This window comes from Cellulomonas shaoxiangyii (assembly GCF_004798685.1).
Taxonomy (GTDB): domain Bacteria; phylum Actinomycetota; class Actinomycetes; order Actinomycetales; family Cellulomonadaceae; genus Cellulomonas; species Cellulomonas shaoxiangyii.
On the sequence record NZ_CP039291.1, the window covers coordinates 2,525,800 to 2,542,100 of the forward strand.

A 16,301-nucleotide genomic window follows, 5' to 3' on the forward strand; every position below is an offset into this window, starting at 1 on the left:
GCGTGCGTGTCCCCGCATCCGTCCCCGGGCCGGCGGCTCAGCGCCCGTCGGCCTCGAGCAGTCGCAGCCACACCTCGCTGAGCGTGGGGTACGACGGCACGGCGTGCCACAACCGGTGCAGCGGGACCTCGCCCACCACCGCCACGGTCGCCGCGTGCAGCATGTCCGCCACGTCGGGCCCCACGAACGTCGCACCCACCAGCACGTCGCGCGCACGGTCGACGACGACCTGGACGCGGCCCTCGTAGTGCTCCCCGGTCACGCTCGCACCCGCCACGCCGCCCAGGTCGTAGCCGACCACGCCGACGTCGAGGCCCGCCCTTCGCGCCTCCTCCTCCGTGGGCCCCACCCAGGCCACCTGCGGCCGCGTGAAGACGACCTGCGGCACGGCGGCGGCGTCGGCGGTCGCGCGGTACCGGCTCCACGGCCCGGCGCCGGCCTCACCCTCGCGCGAGAGCCCGCGCGGCACCTGCGGGCCGTCCACGCCGCCGCCGGGGCGCGGGTCGAAGCGGGCGGCCAGCACGTCGCCGACGACGCGCGCGTCGTACTTGCCCTGGTGGGTGGTCCCGGTCCGCCCCGTGACGTCGCCGACGGCGAACAGCCACCCGCCCTCGACGCCCTGGACCTGCAGGGCGTCGTCGACCTCGAGAGCGCCGCCGGGCGTGAGGCCGACGGTCTCCAGGCCGAGGTCCTCGGTGGCGGGCCGCCGGCCCGTGGCGACGAGCACCTCGTCGGCCACGAGCTGCTCCGTCCCGGCGGAGGCGTCGCGCGGCTCGTGCTCGACGGTGAGGTGCACGCCCGCGTCGTCACGCGACGCCGCGACGACCGACGCGCGCAGCGCGACCCGCACCCCGCGGTCCACCAGCGCCCGGGCCAGGGCCTCCCCCGCGAACGGCTCGGCCCGGGGCAGCAGCCGGTCGCCCCGCACGAGCAGCGTCACCTCGCTGCCGAGGTCCGCGAACGCGGTGGCCATCTCGACGCCCACGACGCCGCCGCCGACGACGGCGAGGCGCGGCGGCACCGTGTGCGCGCTGGTCGCCTCGCGGCTCGTCCAGGGCCGCACGTCGGCGAGCCCGCCCGCACGCGGGACGGCGGCGACGGACCCGGTCGCCACGACGACGGCGTGCCGGGCGAGGACGCGCGTGTCGGTGTCCTCGTGCGTCAGGACGAGCTCCCGCGCGCCCGTGAGGCGGGCATGGCCGCGCAGCAGCGTCAGGCCCGCTCCCTCGACCCACCGGACCTGGCCGGCGTCGTCCCAGTGGGACGTCACCTCGTCACGCCGCGCGAGGACCGCCGCGACGTCGACGCCACCGGTCACGGCCGCGGCCGCGCCCGGGACGTCGCGGGCGGCGGCGAGCGCGTCGCCGGCCCGCAGCAGCGCCTTGGACGGCATGCACGCCCAGTAGGAGCACTCCCCACCGACCAGCTGCGACTCCACGAGCGCCACGGACAGCCCCGTGCGGGACGCGCGGTCGGCCGCGTTCTCGCCGACCGCGCCGGCACCGAGCACCACGACGTCGAACTCCTGCACCTCGTTGCTCACGTTGCCTCCTCGCCGCGGGCGGCCGGTCCGCCGTCCCCGACAGCGTCGCAGCGCGCGCCCGGGAGCACCACGGTCACCGAGCGCCGAGCTGCTGGTCGGCATGGGCGACGCTGCGGGGCGCCGCACCGCCGCCCCGCGGGTCCGCCGCTGCGGGAGGTGGGAAGCGGTCCGGGTACGACGAAGCCCCGTCAGGTCGGTGACCTGACGGGGCTTCGTGGCTGGTACGCCCCCCGGGACTCGAACCCGGAACCCGCTGATTAAGAGTCAGCTGCTCTGCCAGTTGAGCTAGAGGCGCGCGGCTCGTAGAGATTACCAGGGCCGGGGCGCCGGTTGCGAACTCATGCCGCTCCCGGGGGCCCGCTGTGACGACGCTCACCTGCGACACCGCTGCCGGCGGGCCCGATCGCGCTCGTCACGGTGCCGGCGGCCTCGGCACGTCACCGGGTGCGGCGGCGCCGTCCTGCCACCACGCGTCCTCGGGCAGCCCCTCCGCTGCGAGCAGGTCGGCGGACGTGTCGCCGGTGGGCGTGAGCAGGTCGACGAGCAGCGCCAGGGGGACGTGCTCGGCGAGCAGCTCCTGCGCGTGCTGCATCGCGTCGACGCCCCGCAGGCTCACGGCCTGCTCGAGCACCTGCACCGACGGCGGCGCCGCCGCCTCGTCCGCCGTGGGGACGGGCGACCCGGGGACGGTGGCGGCTGCCATCGCCGGGTCCGCCGGGTCCGTCGTGCCACCGTCCGCGGTCATCCGCTGCTCGTCCACCGAGTCTCCTCGTCCAGGGTCGTCCTGCGCCGCCCGTCGTGCGCCGCGCCCATCATCCGTCGCCGCCGGGGCCGCTGTGCCGTGCGCGGGGGTCTCCCGGTCCGACGTCACAGGTACAGGCCGGTTCCCTCACCGGTCCCGCGCGGCTCCGCGACGCCGTGCACGTCCTTCTCGCGCAGCAGCAGGTACGTGCTGCCCGCGAGCTCGACCTCCGCGCGGTCGTCGGGGTCGAACAGCACGCGGTCGCCGACCTCGACCTGCCGGACCTGCTGGCCGACCGCGACGACGTCGGCCCAGGCGAGCCGCTTGCCCATCGCCGCGGTGGCGGGGATGACGATGCCGGCGGTCGACCGACGCTCGGCCGGGTCGCCCTCGAGGGCGACGAGCAGGCGGTCGTTCAGCATGCGGATGGGCAGGTCGCCGGTGCTGCCCGGGGTCGGTGCGCTCACACCGCCGACGCTACCCGCGCACGTAGGGTGGTCGCCGTCCCGTCCACCGCTCACGCACAGGAGCGCCCGTGCCCCGCCTCGCCGTCGGCGACACCGCCCCCGACTTCACGCTGCCCACCGCGGACGGCGGCACCGTCACGCTCTCCGCCCTCCGGGGGCAGCGCGTCGTCGTGTACTTCTACCCGGCGGCGGCCACGCCGGGCTGCACCACGCAGGCCTGCGACTTCCGCGACTCGCTCGCGTCGCTGCAGGGCGCGGGCTACGCCGTCGTCGGCGTCTCCCCGGACGAGGTCCCGAAGCTCGCCGCGTTCGCCGAGGCCGAGCACCTGACGTTCCCGCTCGCGTCGGACCCGTCGCACGCCGTGCTCGAGGCGTGGGGCGCCTGGGGCGAGAAGCAGAACTACGGCCGCACGGTCACGGGCGTGATCCGGTCGACGGTCGTCGTCGACGCCGAGGGCGTCGTGACGCTCGCGCAGTACAACGTGCGCGCGACCGGCCACGTCGCCAAGCTGCGGCGCGACCTCGGCCTGGACTGACGGGACGGGCCCGGGCCTCGTCGGCCGGTCCCCGTCGGCCGGTCCCGGCACCCGCGGCGGGCGCACCCGCGTGTGCCAGACTCGACCGGCCGCGGGAGTGGTGAAACGGCAGCCACGCCAGGTTTAGGTCCTGGTGCCCGAGAGGGCGTGCGGGTTCGACTCCCGTCTCCCGCACGACGGGCTCCCGGAGCCGCGGGCCGGACGTGCGCGAGGGGCGTCCGCCGGTACGGCGGACGCCCCTCGGACGTCGTGCGGTGCGACCGTGCGGTCGCGGCGGCCGGGACGTGCCCGGCGCCCGGGTCAGGCGTCGGCGGTCGCGCCCTGGCGGCCGGCGATCTGGGCACGGACCTCGTCCATGTCCAGGTCCCGCACCGCGGTGACGACCTGCTCCAGGGCGGGCGCGGGCAGCGCACCGGCCTGGTTGAAGACGAGGATGCCGTCGCGGAACGCCATGAGCGTCGGGATCGACGTGATCTGCAGCTCGGCGGCCAGCTGCTGCTCGGCCTCGGTGTCGACCTTCGCGTGCACGATCTCCGGGTGCTGCTCGGACGACGCCTCGAACACCGGGCCGAACTGGCGGCACGGGCCGCACCAGGACGCCCAGAAGTCGACCAGCACGATCTCGTTGTCCTTGATGGTGTCCGCGATCGTGTCGACGGTCAGCGCTGTCGTAGCCATGTGTCTCTCCTCCTGGCGGTTGCGTGCGGTACAGCGCCCCGGGACTGCGGGGTATTCCCCGGCCCCGCGGCCCGAGGTGGTCGACGTCCCGCGCGCCGCTCGCGCGGACACGGCCCGGCACGGGTAGAACTGCACGGTGACCGCGTCCGCCGAGTACCCCCGCGAGCCCGACCGCCCCGCCGGATGGCTGAGCCCCGAGCAGATCGCCACCGTCCGCAGCCAGGTGCCCGTCCTCTACGTGGACGCCGTGCCCGTCCGGGTCGACGACTCGGGCGACGTGGTCGCCGTCGGCCTGCTGCTGCGCGTGACGCCCGAGGGGGTCATGTCGCGGGCGCTCGTCTCCGGGCGGGTCATGCACCACGAGCGGGTGCGGGACGCGCTGCTGCGCCACATCGAGAAGGACCTCGGCCCGATGGCGCTGCCCCAGGTGCCGGCGTCGCCCCAGCCGTTCACCGTCGCCGAGTACTTCCCGACCCCCGGCGTGACGCCCTACCACGACCCCCGCCAGCACGCGGTCTCGCTCGCCTACGTGGTGCCCGTCACCGGCGACTGCCGCCCCCAGCAGGACGCGCTCGACCTCGCGTGGCTGACCCCCGAGGAGGCGTGCACCGAGGCCGTCCAGGTCGAGATGAACGGCGGCCAGGGCCTCCTGCTGCGTCAGGCGATGGCCTGGGTCGGTCGCCTGCCGTGACCGGCGACGCGCCGGCTGCACCCGGCGCACCCGGGCGCGGGCAGGTCGGCTGAGCCACCGCGCCCGCGGCCGCCGCGTCAGCCGAGCTCGAGCTGCGGCCAGTCGGCCAGGTCCGCGCGCAGCGCACGGTCGTGGGTCGCGACGACCACCGCGGCCGACGTCGCCCGCAGCGCCGCCGTCAGCTCGTCCACGAGACCGACCGACAGGTGGTTGGTCGGCTCGTCGAGGACCAGCACGTGCGGGGCGGCGAGCAGCGCGCACGCGAGGTCGAACCGGCGTCGCTGACCGAGCGAGAGCTCCCGAAGCGGTCGCTCGAGGTCCTCCTCGGTGAGCAGGCCGAGCGCCGCGACCGGCACGAGGCGGTCCGGGTCGAGCACGCCCGCGTCCAGCAGCCGCAGCGCGTGGCGCGCGTAGGCGTCGAACGCCGTGAGCGGCGCCTCACCGGCCACGGGCGGCGCGATGTGCTCCGCGGGGCCCTCCTGCGACAGCACGCCGAGCCGCACGTGCGGCCCGACCGCCCGGGTGCCCCGGTCGAGGGCGACCGCGCCGACGAGCGCCGCGAGCAGCGTCGACTTGCCCGAGCCGTTCGGCCCCGTGACCAGCAGACGCCCGGCGGGCGGCACCTCGACGCGACGGCCGGGCAGGTCGAGCCGACCGGCGACGCGTGGTGCCCGCAGGTCGAGGAGCGGGCCGCCGGGCCAGTCGGGCGGCACCGACGGCAGGTCGGGGAACGTCAGCGTCGGCGGCGGCACCGGGACCTCGACGGCGTCCCGCTCGAGCTGCTGCACGAGGCGGTCGGCGGCCTTGACGTGCGTGCGTGCCCGCGTGCCGCGACGGTGCTTCTGCGAGCCCTTCGGCGGGCGCCACTCGTCGGACAGGCCCTCGTAGGACGCGTCGAGGCGTGCGGCGAGCACCGCCGCGCGCTTGCGCTCCGCGCGGTAGCGGGCACGCCACCGCCGCAGCATCTGGTCGCGCGCGAACCGGTAGTCGGCGTAGCGCGCGGCGCCGTACAGCACGGGCCGCCCGTCCATCGAGGGGTCCATGTCGAGGATCCCCGTCATGACGTCGTCGAGCAGGCGGCGGTCGTGCGTGACGATGACGAGCCCGCCCTGCCAGCCGCGCAGCCGCTCGGTGAGGTGCTCGATGCCCGCGACGTCCAGGTGGTTGGTCGGCTCGTCGAGGAGCAGCAGGTCGGTGCGCTCCGCGATGCGGCACGCCAGCCGCACGCGGTAGCGCTCGCCGACGCTCAGCGCGTCGAGCGGGCGGTCCCGGTCGCGCGGCGCGCCGAACCGCGCGAGCGCCTCGTCGACCCGGCGGTCGACGTCCCACGCGGCCAGGTGCTCGTACCGGGCGATCGCGGCGGACAGCCAGGTGACGTCGCCGCCGTCGTGGTCGAACGCGTCGATCGCGGCCTGCAGCCCGTCGGCGGCCGTGCGGGCCGCCGTGAGGGTCGCGTCCACCAGGGAGCCGATCGTCTCGCCCGGTCGCACGTCGAGCTCCTGCTCGACCACCGCGAGCGACCCGTGCCGGCGCACGCGTCCCTGCTGCGGGACGAGCCGACCCGCCAGCACCGCCAGCAGCGTCGACTTGCCCGCGCCGTTCTCGCCGACGAGCCCGATGCGGTCGCCGGCGGAGACGCTCAGGTCGAGGGCGTCGAGCACCGGCCGGCCCGGGTAGCCGAACGTGACGCCCTCGGCGACGAGCTGCACGTCGCCCGGGCGTCCCGACGGGTCCGGGACGGGTGCGGTCATCGGCGCGGTGCTCCTCCGTGCGGGGGTCCGCCGAGCGCGGCCACGACCGCCGGGACGAGCGCGCGGAACGCCCGGCCACGGTGGCTGATGGCGTTCTTCTCCGCGGGCGTCAGCTCGGCGCACGTGCGCGTGTCGCCGGCCGGGACCAGCACGGGGTCGTAGCCGAAGCCGCCCGCACCCAGCGGCGCGGTCGCGAGCGTGCCCTCGAGCGTGCCGACCTCGACGTGCTCCGTGCCGTCCGGCGTCACCAGCGCCGCGGCGCACACGAACCGCGCACCACGGTGCTCCGGGCGCACGTCGGCCAGCTGCGCGAGCAGGAGAGCCAGGTTGGCGGCGTCGTCGCCGTGCCGGCCGGACCAGCGGGCGGAGAAGATGCCGGGCGCGCCGCCGAGCACGTCGACGGCGAGGCCCGAGTCGTCCGCGACCGCGGGCAGACCGGTGTACGCCGCGAGCGCGCGCGCCTTGATGAGCGCGTTCTCCGCGAACGTCACCCCGTCCTCGACCGGCTCCGGGGCGCCGACGTCGCGCGCGCCGAGGATCGCCGCCGGGTCGAGGCCCGGCAGCACCGGGGCGAGGATCGCGCGCAGCTCGCCGACCTTGTGCTGGTTGTGCGTCGCCAGGACGAGGCGCGCACCGGCGGGCACGCTCACGCCGTCGCCGCCGCGTCCGCCGTCCCGTCCCCGGCCGACCGGGTCGCCGAGCCGTCGGACGGGTCCGCGGCCAGCGCGGCCACCTGCAGGCGCGTCAGCTCCGCGGTGCCCGCGAGTGCCAGGTCGAGCAGCGCGTCGAGCTCGGCGCGGTCGAACGGTGCGTGCTCGGCGGTCCCCTGCACCTCGACGAACGTGCCCGAGCCGGTGACGACGACGTTCATGTCGGTCTCCGCGCGCACGTCCTCCTCGTACGGGAGGTCCAGCACCGGCCGGCCACCGACCACGCCCACGCTCACGGCGGCCACCGAGTCCGTGAGGACCTGCCTGCCCGGCTTCACGAGCCGCTTGCCCTGCGCCCACGCGACGGCGTCCGCGAGCGCCACGTACGCGCCCGTGATCGCGGCCGTGCGGGTGCCGCCGTCCGCCTGCAGGACGTCGCAGTCGAGCACGATCGTGTTCTCGCCGAGCGCCGCGACGTCGATGACCGCGCGCAGCGACCGGCCGATCAGCCGCGAGATCTCGTGCGTCCGCCCGCCGACGCGCCCCTTGACCGACTCGCGGTCCGACCGGCTGCTCGTCGCGCGCGGCAGCATCGCGTACTCGGCCGTCACCCAGCCCTCGCCGGAGCCCTTGCGCCAGCGCGGCACACCCTCGGTGAAGGAGGCGACGCACAGCACCTTCGTGCCGCCGAACTCGACCAGCACGCTGCCCTCCCCCGCGTCGAGGAAGCGCCGCGTGATCGTCACGGGTCGCAGCTGGTCGGCGCGCCGTCCGTCGGCACGCACGAGGAGGTCAGAGGTCGAAGCACCCATGCCACGACCCTACGTGCCCGGACCCCACCGCCCGGAACCGGCCCGCCCCACCGTCGTCGCGCGAGCGCACCCCTCGTCGCGCGGGCGCACCCGTCGTACCGGGGGCAGTCGACCGACGACGGGTGCGCCCGACGTCAGCGCACGCCGGCCCGGCGCAGGAGCGCGACGAGCGGACGTCCCGCCCACGCCTCCCGCCACGTCCAGCGGACCACCGTCACGCCGGTCGCACGTATCCGGTCCTCCCGGACCTTCTCGCGCCACACCACCTCCGCCGGGTCGGCCCCGTCGTCGCCACGGTACTTCGTGCGACCGTCGAACTCCCCGACGACCCGTGCGGCCGGCCACCAGAAGTCGACGCGGCCCGCCTCCCCGTGGACGTCGCGCACGACGTGCTGCAGCACGGGCGCGGTCAGACCGCCCTCGTCCATCCGGACCCGGCTCAGCGACTCCCCCGGCGACTCGGACCGCGCGTCGAGCAGGCCGACGGCGCGCCGGGCCTCCCGCGCTCCCCGGGCACGCGGTGGCAGCGACCCGAGCTCGGCCTCCAGCTCCGCGAGGCGCACCCGACCGACCCGGAGCGCGTGATCGCCCGCGACGACGGCAGCGGCGGCGCCGCCCACGCGTGCCACGTCGAGGATCGTCCGCGCCACGCTGGTGGCCGGCACGCCGTCGACGAGCACGGGCGCGAACGGCAGGGCCGTGGTGTGCCGGACGAGGTCCCGGCGCGACCGTCCACCCGTCGCTGCGGCGCGCACCGTGTGCACGCGGTCGTCGACGCGTCCGACGACCGGCAGACCGTGCAGCACGGCCGCCGACCAGTGCGACAGCACCGGTGGCTCCTGCGCCACCGCGAGCACGGCCGCGATGCGCGCCCGGTGCCGGGTGGCGGCGTCCCAGCCCGACCAGTCGGACGCGAGCACGTAGGCGCCCCGCCGCACCCTCCGCAGCTCGGGGCTGCCGGGACCGCGTACGACCTCGTCGTACGAGCGGGGCCGCCCGTCCCCCGGTGCCCCGCCGACGTGCACGACCGGCGGCAGGCCCGCACCCGCCGGTCGCAGGAGCGACCCGCCCGCCGGCGCACGTGCCGCTCCCGCCCTCGGCGTGCCCCGCCACCCGTCGACCGCCCGCTGCCCGTCCACGGGCGGCACCTTCCCAGCGCACCCGCAGACGCGTGGCCGACGATCCACAGCCACCACCGGTGCACCGGTCGGGCACGAGTGCAGCCGGCGGCGCGAGCGCACCTGTCCTCGCCCGAGCGCGCCCGGTACGACGGGTGCGCTCGACCGACGAGGGGTGCGCTCGGCGCGGGGCGGACGTGCGCGCGGTGGGCGTGCCCGCGGCGGGGCGGGCGTGCGCGCGGTGGGGCGGGCCGGTGCGAACGGGGCGGTCAGAGGGGGATCGTGAGGCCCGGCTGGGCCAGGGTGACCGGGCCCGCGTAGGCAGCGCTCGCCTCGGCGAGCGGGACGTGCGGGTCGTTCCAGGCCGGGATGTGCGTGAGCACCAGCCGGCGCGCTCCCCCGCGCGCCGCTGCCTCGCCCGCGCGCCGCCCGGTGAGGTGCACGCCGCGCAGGTGGTCGTCGCGGCCCTCCACGTAGGCGGCCTCGGCGAGGAGCACGTCCGCGTCGGTGGCGAGGGCGTCGAGGCCCGGGCAGGCGTCCGTGTCGCCGCTGTAGGCCAGGGTGACCGTGCGCGCCGGGTCGTCCTCGGACGGCCCGGTGACGCGCATGCCGAACGCCGGGATCGGGTGCACCACCGGGACGGGCTCGAGGGTCAGGGGCCCGACGGTCACGGGCCGTCCCGGTGCCCACGCCTCGACGGCGAACTGCTCGGCGGTGTGCGTGGCGGGGTCCTTGCCGGCGAGCTGGGCGAGTCGCTCGACGGTCCCCTCGGGCCCGAGCACGCGCAGCGGGGGCAGGGCGCCCGCCGGGTGGTAGCGGCGCAGCACGCCCAGCACGGCCATGTCGGCGACGTGGTCGGCGTGCAGGTGCGAGAGCGCCACGGCGTCGAGCGCCGTGGGGTCGCCGTACCGCTGCAGCGGCCCGAGCGCGCCGTTGCCCAGGTCGAGCACGACGGACCACGTGCGCCCGTCGGCGTCCTCCGCCTGCACGAGGTACGACGAGGCGGCGGAGTCCGGCGCGGGGAACGAGCCGGCGCTGCCGAGCACGACGAGCCTCACCGCAGCGCCCCCCGCAGCGCCACGCGCGGCTCGACGGCGTCGACCTCGGGGCCCAGGAACCGGCGCGCGAGCGTCGTGAACGACACCGGGTCGCCCGTGGCGAGGAAGCGGTGCGTGGGCGGGCCCGCCGCCGGGTCGCGCTCGAGGTCGTGCGCGACGAGCTGGCGGTACACGTCCTTGGCGGTCTCCTCGGCGCTCGACACGAGGGTCACGTCGTCCCCCATGACGTAGGAGATGGCGCCGGTGAGCAGGGGGTAGTGGGTGCAGCCGAGGACGAGCGTGTCGACGCCCGCGGCACGCACCGGGTCGAGGTACCGGTGCGCGACGGCGAGCACCTCGGGCCCCGACGTCACACCGGCCTCGACGAGCTCGACGAACCGCGGGCACGCCTGCGTCGTCAGCTCGACGCGGGCCACCGCGAACGCGTCGTCGTACGCGCGGGACTCGATCGTCGCGCGCGTGCCGATCACCCCGATCCGACCGTTGCGGGTCGCGGCGACCGCCCGGCGCGCGGCCGGGAGGATCACCTCGACCACCGGCAGACCGCGACGCACGGTGTACCGCTCGCGGGCGTCGCGCAGCACCGCGGACGACGCGCTGTTGCACGCGATGACGAGCATCTTCACGCCCGCGTCCACGAGGTCGTCCATGATCTCGAGCGCGTGCGCGCGCACCGCCGCGAGGGGCTGCGGGCCGTACGGGCCGTTGCGGGTGTCGCCGATGTACAGCGTGGACTCCGTCGGCAGCTGGTCGAGCACGGAGCGCGCGACCGTGAGGCCTCCCACGCCGGAGTCGAAGATGCCGATGGGGGCGTCGTTCACCCCGCCGACACTAGTCGTCGGAGCGGCCACGTCCTCCGCGACGCTCGTCGTGTGCGGTGAGCATCACAGCGAGCAGCGACTCCTGCAGCCACGACAGCGCGCCGTAGACCGACGCGAGGTAGGCGCGCACGTCGTCCTCCGCGCCGGTCGCCAGGCCGTCGTAGAGCGCCTCGGAGTCGGCGTCCGTGCGGATCTCGAGGCGGTCGGCCAGCACGAGGCGCAGGTCCGTGAGGGTCGCGGCGACCTCGTCCGCCGACGCGGGGGCCACGACGAACGCGTCGTCGGGCCAGCCCGGCTCGCCGTGCACGAGCGCGGTCCAGAGGCAGCGCAGGCGGCCGATCTTGCGGGCCCGCAGGTCGTCCTCCGTGAGGCGGCGGAACTCGGCCGCGACCTCCGGGTCGTCGCGCGAGGCGTCGGGCAGCAGGCGGCGCACGGCGGAGTCGTCGGGCGGGGGCAGCGGCGACGTGCGGACGGTCCACGGCGTGCTCTGCGTGCCGGGCGCGCCGTCCGCGGCACCGGCGCCCGCGTGCGGGCCCTGCCCGCCCGGCGGCACGCCGTCCTCGAAGCGGCCGGCACCCAGGAGCTCGGCGACGTCCGCGACGACGGAGGCGACGACGGCGCGCTCGCCCGCGTCCATGCGCGCGACGTACCGGCCCTTCTGCCGGCGGAACGCCCGCATCACTCGCCGCCGCGCTGCAGCGTCGCCCACAGGCCGTACCCGTGCATCGCCTGCACGTCGACCTCCATCGCCTCGCGGTTGCCGGTCGACACCACGGCCCGGCCCTCCTCGTGCACCTGGCGCATGAGGCGTTCGGCCTTCTCGCGCGGGTAGCGGAAGTACGTCTGGAAGACGTACGACACGTACGACATCAGGTTCACGGGGTCGTTCCAGACGAGGGTGACCCAGGCGTCCGCGAGACCGGTGACCTCGTCGGCCTCGACGGTCGTGTCGGGGACAGTGGTCGGGGCGGGCACGCCACCACTGTAGGTGCGGCCACCGACGCGCCGCCCCGACGGGCCGTCGCGGAGGCGGGTGCGGGCGTGTGCCCTCCGTCACCGCCGTCTACGTTGACGCCATGACCGACACGCGCGAGCGCGGCGCCGTCGCGCCCCTGCCCACGACCGACACCGCGACAGGCACCACGCCCGGCACGGCGCCCGGCACGGCGCCCGGCGGCGGCGCCCTCGCGGCGAGCACGGCGCTGCTCACGGACCGCTACGAGCTGACGATGCTGCAGGCGGCGCTCGCCGACGGCACCGCGCACCGGCGCTGCGTGTTCGAGGTCTTCACCCGCCGCCTGCCGCACGGCCGCCGCTACGGCGTCCTGGCCGGCACGGGCCGCGTGCTCGAGGCGCTCGACACCTTCCGGTTCGGCACCGCGGAGCTCGACTGGCTCGCCGACGAGCGCGTGGTCGACGACGCCACGCTCGAGTTCCTCGCCGGCTACCGGTTCACGGGCTCGGCCGTCGGCTACGCGGAGGGCGAGATGTTCTTCCCGCAGTCCCCCGTGCTCGTCGTCGAGGGCACGTTCGCCGAGGCGGTGCTGCTCGAGACCCTCATCCTGTCGGTGCTCAACTACGACTCGGCGATCGCGTCCGCCGCCTCCCGCATGACCAGCGCCGCGGTCGACCGGCCGTGCCTCGAGATGGGCGCGCGCCGGGCGCACGAGCAGGCCGCCGTGGCAGCCGCGCGCGCCGCGGTCGTCGCGGGCTTCGCGGGGACGTCGAACCTCGAGGCCGGGCGCCGCTACGGGCTGCCGACCATCGGCACCGCCGCGCACGCGTACACGCTGCTGCACGACGACGAGCCCTCGGCGTTCGCGTCCCAGGTCGCCTCCCAGGGCCCGGGGACGACGCTCCTGGTCGACACGTACGACGTGCGCCGCGGCGTCGAGAACGCGCTGGCCGCCGCGGGCACCGGCCTGGGGGCGGTCCGGCTCGACTCGGGCGACCTGGGGGTGCTCGCGCACGAGGTCCGGGCGCAGCTCGACGCGGCGGGGGCCCGCGACACGCAGATCGTCGTCACGTCCGACCTCGACGAGCACGCGATCGCCTCCCTCGCCGTGGCGCCGGTCGACTCCTACGGCGTCGGGACGGCGCTCGTCACGGGCTCCGGCGCGCCGACGTGCGGCATGGTCTACAAGCTGGTGGCCCGCGAGGACCGGGACGGTGCGCTGCAGCCGGTCGCGAAGGCGGCGCGGTCGAAGACGAGCCTCGGGGGGCGCAAGTCCGCCGCGCGCCGGCTGGACGCCGGCGGCCGGGCGGTCGAGGAGGTGCTCGTCACCGGCCCCGAGGACGCGGTGGTGGCGTGGGCGCAGGCGCAGGACCGCGAGCCGAGCCCCGACCTGCGGCCGTTGCACGTGCCGCTGGTCGTCGACGGCGAGGTCACGCCGGGCACGACGGGCGTCGCCGGTGTGCAGGCGGCGGCACGCCGGCACCGGGCGTCCCGGGAGGAGCTGCCGCGCGGCGCGCGGCGGCTGTCCGCCGACGAGGCCGCCGTGCCGACCGTCGAGCTGCGCGTGGGCGGCTGAGGGCGGCCGGTCGACCGGTCGGGCCGCCGCACCGCGGCCGGACCGCGGTGACAGCAGGGAACGCGACGGGCCGGGACGCACATGGCGTCCCGGCCCGTCGTGGGTCGCAGCAGGCGGAGGGGGTGCCGGCCGCGGGGGCCGCTCGCGACGGGCCGGCCGTGCCGGCGGCGCGAGCGGCGGTGCTCAGATGCGGGCGCGACCCCGGCCGCGGCCGACCAGGCCGAGGATCAGGCTGACGACCAGCACGATGGCACCGATCCAGATCAGGAACTCGCCGATGCCGGTGGCGACACCGAGCACGAGCAGCACGACGCCGACGAGGATGAGGATGAGCCATGCAGGCATGTGGACACCTCTTTCTAGGTCCCCGGCGGCGTGACGTCGCCGGGCTTCCGCATGTGAGGACCCGGGGGCCCCGGGTCCGGTTTATGACGGCTAGAGCCTGCCAGCGCACGCGCCCATCGGCATTCGGAACGGTCGACTTGCGACGTCAAGACGTCCTGGTATGTGGTCACGCGTCCAGCGATCTGACCTGCGCTCTCATCCCCGTCTCATCGTCCGCATGGTGAGACGGGCCGGCTCGGGCGCGAGCGCCGGCGCCCGTCAGCGCTTGCCGACGAACCACCCACGGAGCATCGCGACGCGGGCCTGGAGCTCGTCCGGTGCGGCCAGCGCCACCTCCGGGCCGCCGCACCGGCGCCGCAGCTCGGCGTGCACGGTCGCGTGCGGCTGCCCGCTGCGCCGCGCCCACGCCCCGACGAGCTGCGCGAGCTCCTTGCGCAGCTCGGCCTGCTTGCGGTGGTCCATCTCGGCGGGGGCGACCGCGGCCGGGCCACGGGCGCGGCGCGCGCCCTGCTGGTCCGCCTGGCGCTGACGCAGCAGCGTCGTCACCTGGTCCGCGTCGAGCAGGCCGGGCAGGCCCAGGAAGTCGAGCTCCTCGTCCGAGCCGACCTCAGCGCCGGTGCCGAACTCGCCGCCGTCGAAGAGCACGCGGTCGAACGACGCCTGCGCCTCGAGCGCCTCGAACGCGCCCGCCACCCCGTCCTTGCCCACCGCGTCGGGCGTCGACGTCTCGCGCTCGGCCGCGGCGAGCAGCGCCGCCTCGGGGTCGGCGTCGTCCTTGGTCGGGCGGTCGAGCGCGTGGTCCCGCTCCACCTCCATGGTCGAGGCCAGCTCGAGCAGCTGCGGCACGCTCGGCAGGAACACCGACGCCGTCTCCCCGCGCCGCCGCGCCCGGACGAAGCGCCCGATCACCTGCGCGAAGAACAGCGGCGTCGCGGCGCTCGTGGCGTACACGCCGACCGCCAGGCGGGGCACGTCGACGCCCTCGGACACCATGCGGACCGCGACGAGCCAGCGGGCGTCGCTCGCCCCGAACTCCTCGATCCGGTCGCTCGCGCCCTCGTCGTCGGAGAGCACGACCGTCGGGGACTCCCCCGTGATCCGCGCGATGTGGCCGGCGTACGCACGGGCGTCCGTCTGGTCGGTGGCGATGATCATCGCGCCCGCGTCGGGGACGGTCCGGCGGACCTCCGTGAGGCGGCGGTCGGCCGCGGTGATGACGGACGGGATCCACTCGCCGTTGGGGTCCAGCGCCGTGCGCCACGCCTGCGCCGTCATGTCCTTCGTCAGTGGCTCGCCCAGCCGGGCGGCGATCTCGTCGCCGGCGCGCGTGCGCCACCGCATCGAGCCGGAGTACGACATGAACAGCACGGGCCGCACGACGTGGTCGCGCAGCGCGTCGCCGTAGCCGTAGGTGAAGTCGGCCACCGACCGCCGGATCCCGTGCCCGTCGGCGGCGTACGTGACGAACGGGATCGGCGCGGTGTCGGAGCGGAAGGGCGTGCCGGTGAGCGCGAGGCGCCGCGTGGCACCCTCGAACGCCTCCCGCACGGCGTCACCCCACGAGAGGGCGTCGCCGCCGTGGTGCACCTCGTCGAGGATGACGAGCGTGCGCTCGGCGCCCGTGCGGGCCGCGTGCAGCGCGGGCTTGCTCGCCACCTGCGCATAGGTGACCGCCACGCCGTCGTACCCGGCACCGTGCCGCCCCTGCGCGTTCGTGAACCGGGGGTCGAGGCGGATCCCGACGCGTGCGGCCGCGTCCGCCCACTGCTTCTTCAGGTGCTCGGTCGGGGCCACCACGGTGACCCTGCGCACGACGCGCGCCTCGAGCAGCTCGGTGGCGATGCGCAGCGCGAACGTCGTCTTGCCCGCGCCGGGCGTCGCGACGGCGAGGAAGTCGCGCGGCGAGGTCTGCCGGTACTGCTCGATCGCCTCCGCCTGCCAGGCCCGCAGGCTCCCCGCCGCGCCCCAGGGCGCGCGCGCCGGGAACGCCGGCGGCAGCTGCGACGCTGCCGACGAGGACGGGTGCTGGGGGGTGGTGGACGGGCGCGCGGGCGCGCTCACGCGCCGCCCGACCCGGAGCCCGTGCCGCGGCCGAAGCCCCAGCGCCGGCCGGAGCCGAACCCTGCGCCACCGGACCCCGCGCCACCGGAGCCCTGGCCACCGGAGCCGTCCCCGCCGTCCTGCGGCTCGCGCAGGCCCTCGAAGATCTCCTTGCACACCGGGCAGACCGGGAACTTCTTCGGGTCGCGGCCCGGCACCCACACCTTGCCGCAGAGCGCGACGACGGGCCGGCCGTTGAGGGCCGACTCCATGATCTTCTCCTTGCGCACGTAGTGCGCGAAGCGCTCGTGGTCGCCGGGCTCGACCTGCTCGGTCGCCTCGGTGCGCTCGAGGAGCGACGTGCCCCCCCGGGTGTCCGGGCCGAACGGGTCGTCGGGTCCGGAGGGCGGCGGGGTCGGGTCGCTCATGGCCCCCATGCTACGTCGGGGGTCCGACGGACCGGCGTGGCGCCGGCCGGACGCGCGGTTGACACGACGGCGACACATGTATCAATGTAT

General features: G+C 76.4%; 18 protein-coding genes and 2 tRNA genes. 4 read left to right on the forward strand and 16 right to left on the reverse strand.

All coding sequences use genetic code 11. From position 1 onward, the window contains the following. Positions 1-37: 37 nt before the first annotated feature. The 4 genes from E5225_RS11430 to E5225_RS11445 form a co-directional block, all read right to left on the reverse strand. Positions 38-1,543 carry a dihydrolipoyl dehydrogenase family protein gene (locus E5225_RS11430; protein ID WP_243738290.1) on the reverse strand — a complete coding sequence of 502 codons (1,506 nt, stop codon included), beginning with the start codon at positions 1,541-1,543 and terminating at the stop codon, positions 38-40. A gap of 219 nt (positions 1,544-1,762) precedes the next feature. Further along, positions 1,763-1,838 (reverse strand) — tRNA-Lys (locus E5225_RS11435). Positions 1,839-1,955: 117 nt separating this feature from the next. After that, positions 1,956-2,303, reverse strand: a complete 348-nt coding sequence (locus E5225_RS11440; RefSeq protein WP_135973986.1) for a hypothetical protein — start codon at positions 2,301-2,303, stop codon at positions 1,956-1,958. 107 nt (positions 2,304-2,410) lie between these two features. Next, positions 2,411-2,707 (reverse strand): GroES family chaperonin, encoded by a 297-nt coding sequence (locus E5225_RS11445; RefSeq protein WP_135973996.1) that lies wholly within the window; start codon positions 2,705-2,707, stop codon positions 2,411-2,413. Positions 2,708-2,820: 113 nt separating this feature from the next. On the opposite strand from E5225_RS11445, the gene bcp reads away from it, so the two are divergent. Together bcp and E5225_RS11455 are read left to right on the forward strand one after the other, a co-directional pair. After that, entirely contained in the window at positions 2,821-3,288 is a 468-nt protein-coding gene (bcp, locus tag E5225_RS11450) for a thioredoxin-dependent thiol peroxidase (RefSeq protein ID WP_135973985.1), read from the forward strand. 91 nt (positions 3,289-3,379) lie between these two features. Continuing rightward, positions 3,380-3,462: transfer RNA gene (locus E5225_RS11455), tRNA-Leu, on the forward strand. A gap of 126 nt (positions 3,463-3,588) precedes the next feature. Here the strand turns inward: E5225_RS11455 and trxA are convergent. Continuing rightward, positions 3,589-3,966 (reverse strand): thioredoxin, encoded by a 378-nt coding sequence (gene trxA / locus E5225_RS11460; protein WP_135973984.1) that lies wholly within the window; start codon positions 3,964-3,966, stop codon positions 3,589-3,591. A gap of 136 nt (positions 3,967-4,102) precedes the next feature. Here trxA and E5225_RS11465 point away from each other — a divergent pair, with 136 nt between their 5' ends. Then, a complete protein-coding gene (locus E5225_RS11465; RefSeq protein ID WP_135973983.1) occupies positions 4,103-4,657 on the forward strand; it encodes an NUDIX hydrolase family protein in 555 nt (184 codons plus the stop codon). Between the two features lie 77 nt (positions 4,658-4,734). Here E5225_RS11465 and E5225_RS11470 read toward each other — a convergent pair whose 3' ends face one another. From E5225_RS11470 to clpS, 8 genes are all read right to left on the reverse strand, one after another. After that, complete coding sequence (locus tag E5225_RS11470) at positions 4,735-6,408, reverse strand: ABC-F family ATP-binding cassette domain-containing protein (protein WP_135973982.1); 1,674 nt, start codon at positions 6,406-6,408, stop codon at positions 4,735-4,737. Next, a complete protein-coding gene (rdgB, locus tag E5225_RS11475) occupies positions 6,405-7,058 on the reverse strand; it encodes an RdgB/HAM1 family non-canonical purine NTP pyrophosphatase (protein ID WP_135973981.1) in 654 nt (217 codons plus the stop codon). The genes E5225_RS11470 and rdgB overlap by 4 nt, the downstream gene beginning before the upstream one ends. Further along, positions 7,055-7,870, reverse strand: coding sequence for a ribonuclease PH (gene rph / locus E5225_RS11480; protein WP_135973980.1), 816 nt, complete (start codon positions 7,868-7,870; stop codon positions 7,055-7,057). The genes rdgB and rph overlap by 4 nt, the downstream gene beginning before the upstream one ends. Positions 7,871-8,004: 134 nt before the next feature. Beyond that, positions 8,005-9,009 (reverse strand): hypothetical protein, encoded by a 1,005-nt coding sequence (locus E5225_RS11485; RefSeq protein WP_135973979.1) that lies wholly within the window; start codon positions 9,007-9,009, stop codon positions 8,005-8,007. A gap of 248 nt (positions 9,010-9,257) precedes the next feature. Further along, positions 9,258-10,046: an MBL fold metallo-hydrolase gene (locus tag E5225_RS11490; RefSeq protein WP_135973978.1), complete on the reverse strand. Its 789-nt coding sequence runs from the start codon at positions 10,044-10,046 to the stop codon at positions 9,258-9,260. After that, entirely contained in the window at positions 10,043-10,867 is an 825-nt protein-coding gene (gene murI, locus E5225_RS11495) for a glutamate racemase (RefSeq protein WP_135973977.1), read from the reverse strand. Before murI ends, E5225_RS11490 begins: the two co-directional genes overlap by 4 nt. A 10-nt stretch (positions 10,868-10,877) precedes the next feature. Next, a complete protein-coding gene (locus E5225_RS11500) occupies positions 10,878-11,546 on the reverse strand; it encodes a DUF2017 domain-containing protein (protein WP_135973976.1) in 669 nt (222 codons plus the stop codon). After that, complete coding sequence (clpS, locus tag E5225_RS11505) at positions 11,546-11,842, reverse strand: ATP-dependent Clp protease adapter ClpS (protein WP_135973975.1); 297 nt, start codon at positions 11,840-11,842, stop codon at positions 11,546-11,548. Before clpS ends, E5225_RS11500 begins: the two co-directional genes overlap by 1 nt. A gap of 101 nt (positions 11,843-11,943) precedes the next feature. On the opposite strand from clpS, the gene E5225_RS11510 reads away from it, so the two are divergent. Beyond that, on the forward strand, positions 11,944-13,398 hold the full coding sequence (locus tag E5225_RS11510) for a nicotinate phosphoribosyltransferase (RefSeq protein ID WP_135973974.1): 1,455 nt from the start codon (positions 11,944-11,946) through the stop codon (positions 13,396-13,398). Between the two features lie 183 nt (positions 13,399-13,581). Here E5225_RS11510 and E5225_RS17550 read toward each other — a convergent pair whose 3' ends face one another. The 3 genes from E5225_RS17550 to E5225_RS11520 all read right to left on the reverse strand — a co-directional run bounded on the left by E5225_RS17550 (position 13,582) and on the right by E5225_RS11520 (position 16,211). Beyond that, entirely contained in the window at positions 13,582-13,743 is a 162-nt protein-coding gene (locus E5225_RS17550) for a hypothetical protein (RefSeq protein ID WP_166435985.1), read from the reverse strand. Between the two features lie 258 nt (positions 13,744-14,001). Further along, on the reverse strand, positions 14,002-15,804 hold the full coding sequence (locus E5225_RS11515) for a DEAD/DEAH box helicase (protein WP_135973973.1): 1,803 nt from the start codon (positions 15,802-15,804) through the stop codon (positions 14,002-14,004). After that, the gene (locus tag E5225_RS11520; RefSeq protein ID WP_135973972.1) at positions 15,801-16,211 is read right to left on the reverse strand and encodes a DUF3039 domain-containing protein; all 411 of its coding nucleotides are present in this window, start codon (positions 16,209-16,211) and stop codon (positions 15,801-15,803) included. Before E5225_RS11520 ends, E5225_RS11515 begins: the two co-directional genes overlap by 4 nt. Between the last annotated feature and the right edge of the window lie 90 nt (positions 16,212-16,301).

Bases quoted from the DNA above. Each gene is read 5' to 3' on its own strand.
- E5225_RS11520 (WP_135973972.1), bottom strand. From the start codon at position 16,211: ATGAGCGACCCGACCCCGCCGCCCTCCGGACCCGACGACCCGTTCGGC.
- E5225_RS17550 (WP_166435985.1), bottom strand. From the start codon at position 13,743: ATGCCTGCATGGCTCATCCTCATCCTCGTCGGCGTCGTGCTGCTCGTG.
- trxA (WP_135973984.1), bottom strand. From the start codon at position 3,966: ATGGCTACGACAGCGCTGACCGTCGACACGATCGCGGACACCATCAAG.
- E5225_RS11470 (WP_135973982.1), bottom strand. From the start codon at position 6,408: ATGACCGCACCCGTCCCGGACCCGTCGGGACGCCCGGGCGACGTGCAG.
- rph (WP_135973980.1), bottom strand. From the start codon at position 7,870: ATGGGTGCTTCGACCTCTGACCTCCTCGTGCGTGCCGACGGACGGCGC.
- E5225_RS11500 (WP_135973976.1), bottom strand. From the start codon at position 11,546: ATGCGGGCGTTCCGCCGGCAGAAGGGCCGGTACGTCGCGCGCATGGAC.
- E5225_RS11510 (WP_135973974.1), top strand. From the start codon at position 11,944: ATGACCGACACGCGCGAGCGCGGCGCCGTCGCGCCCCTGCCCACGACC.
- E5225_RS11445 (WP_135973996.1), bottom strand. From the start codon at position 2,707: ATGCTGAACGACCGCCTGCTCGTCGCCCTCGAGGGCGACCCGGCCGAG.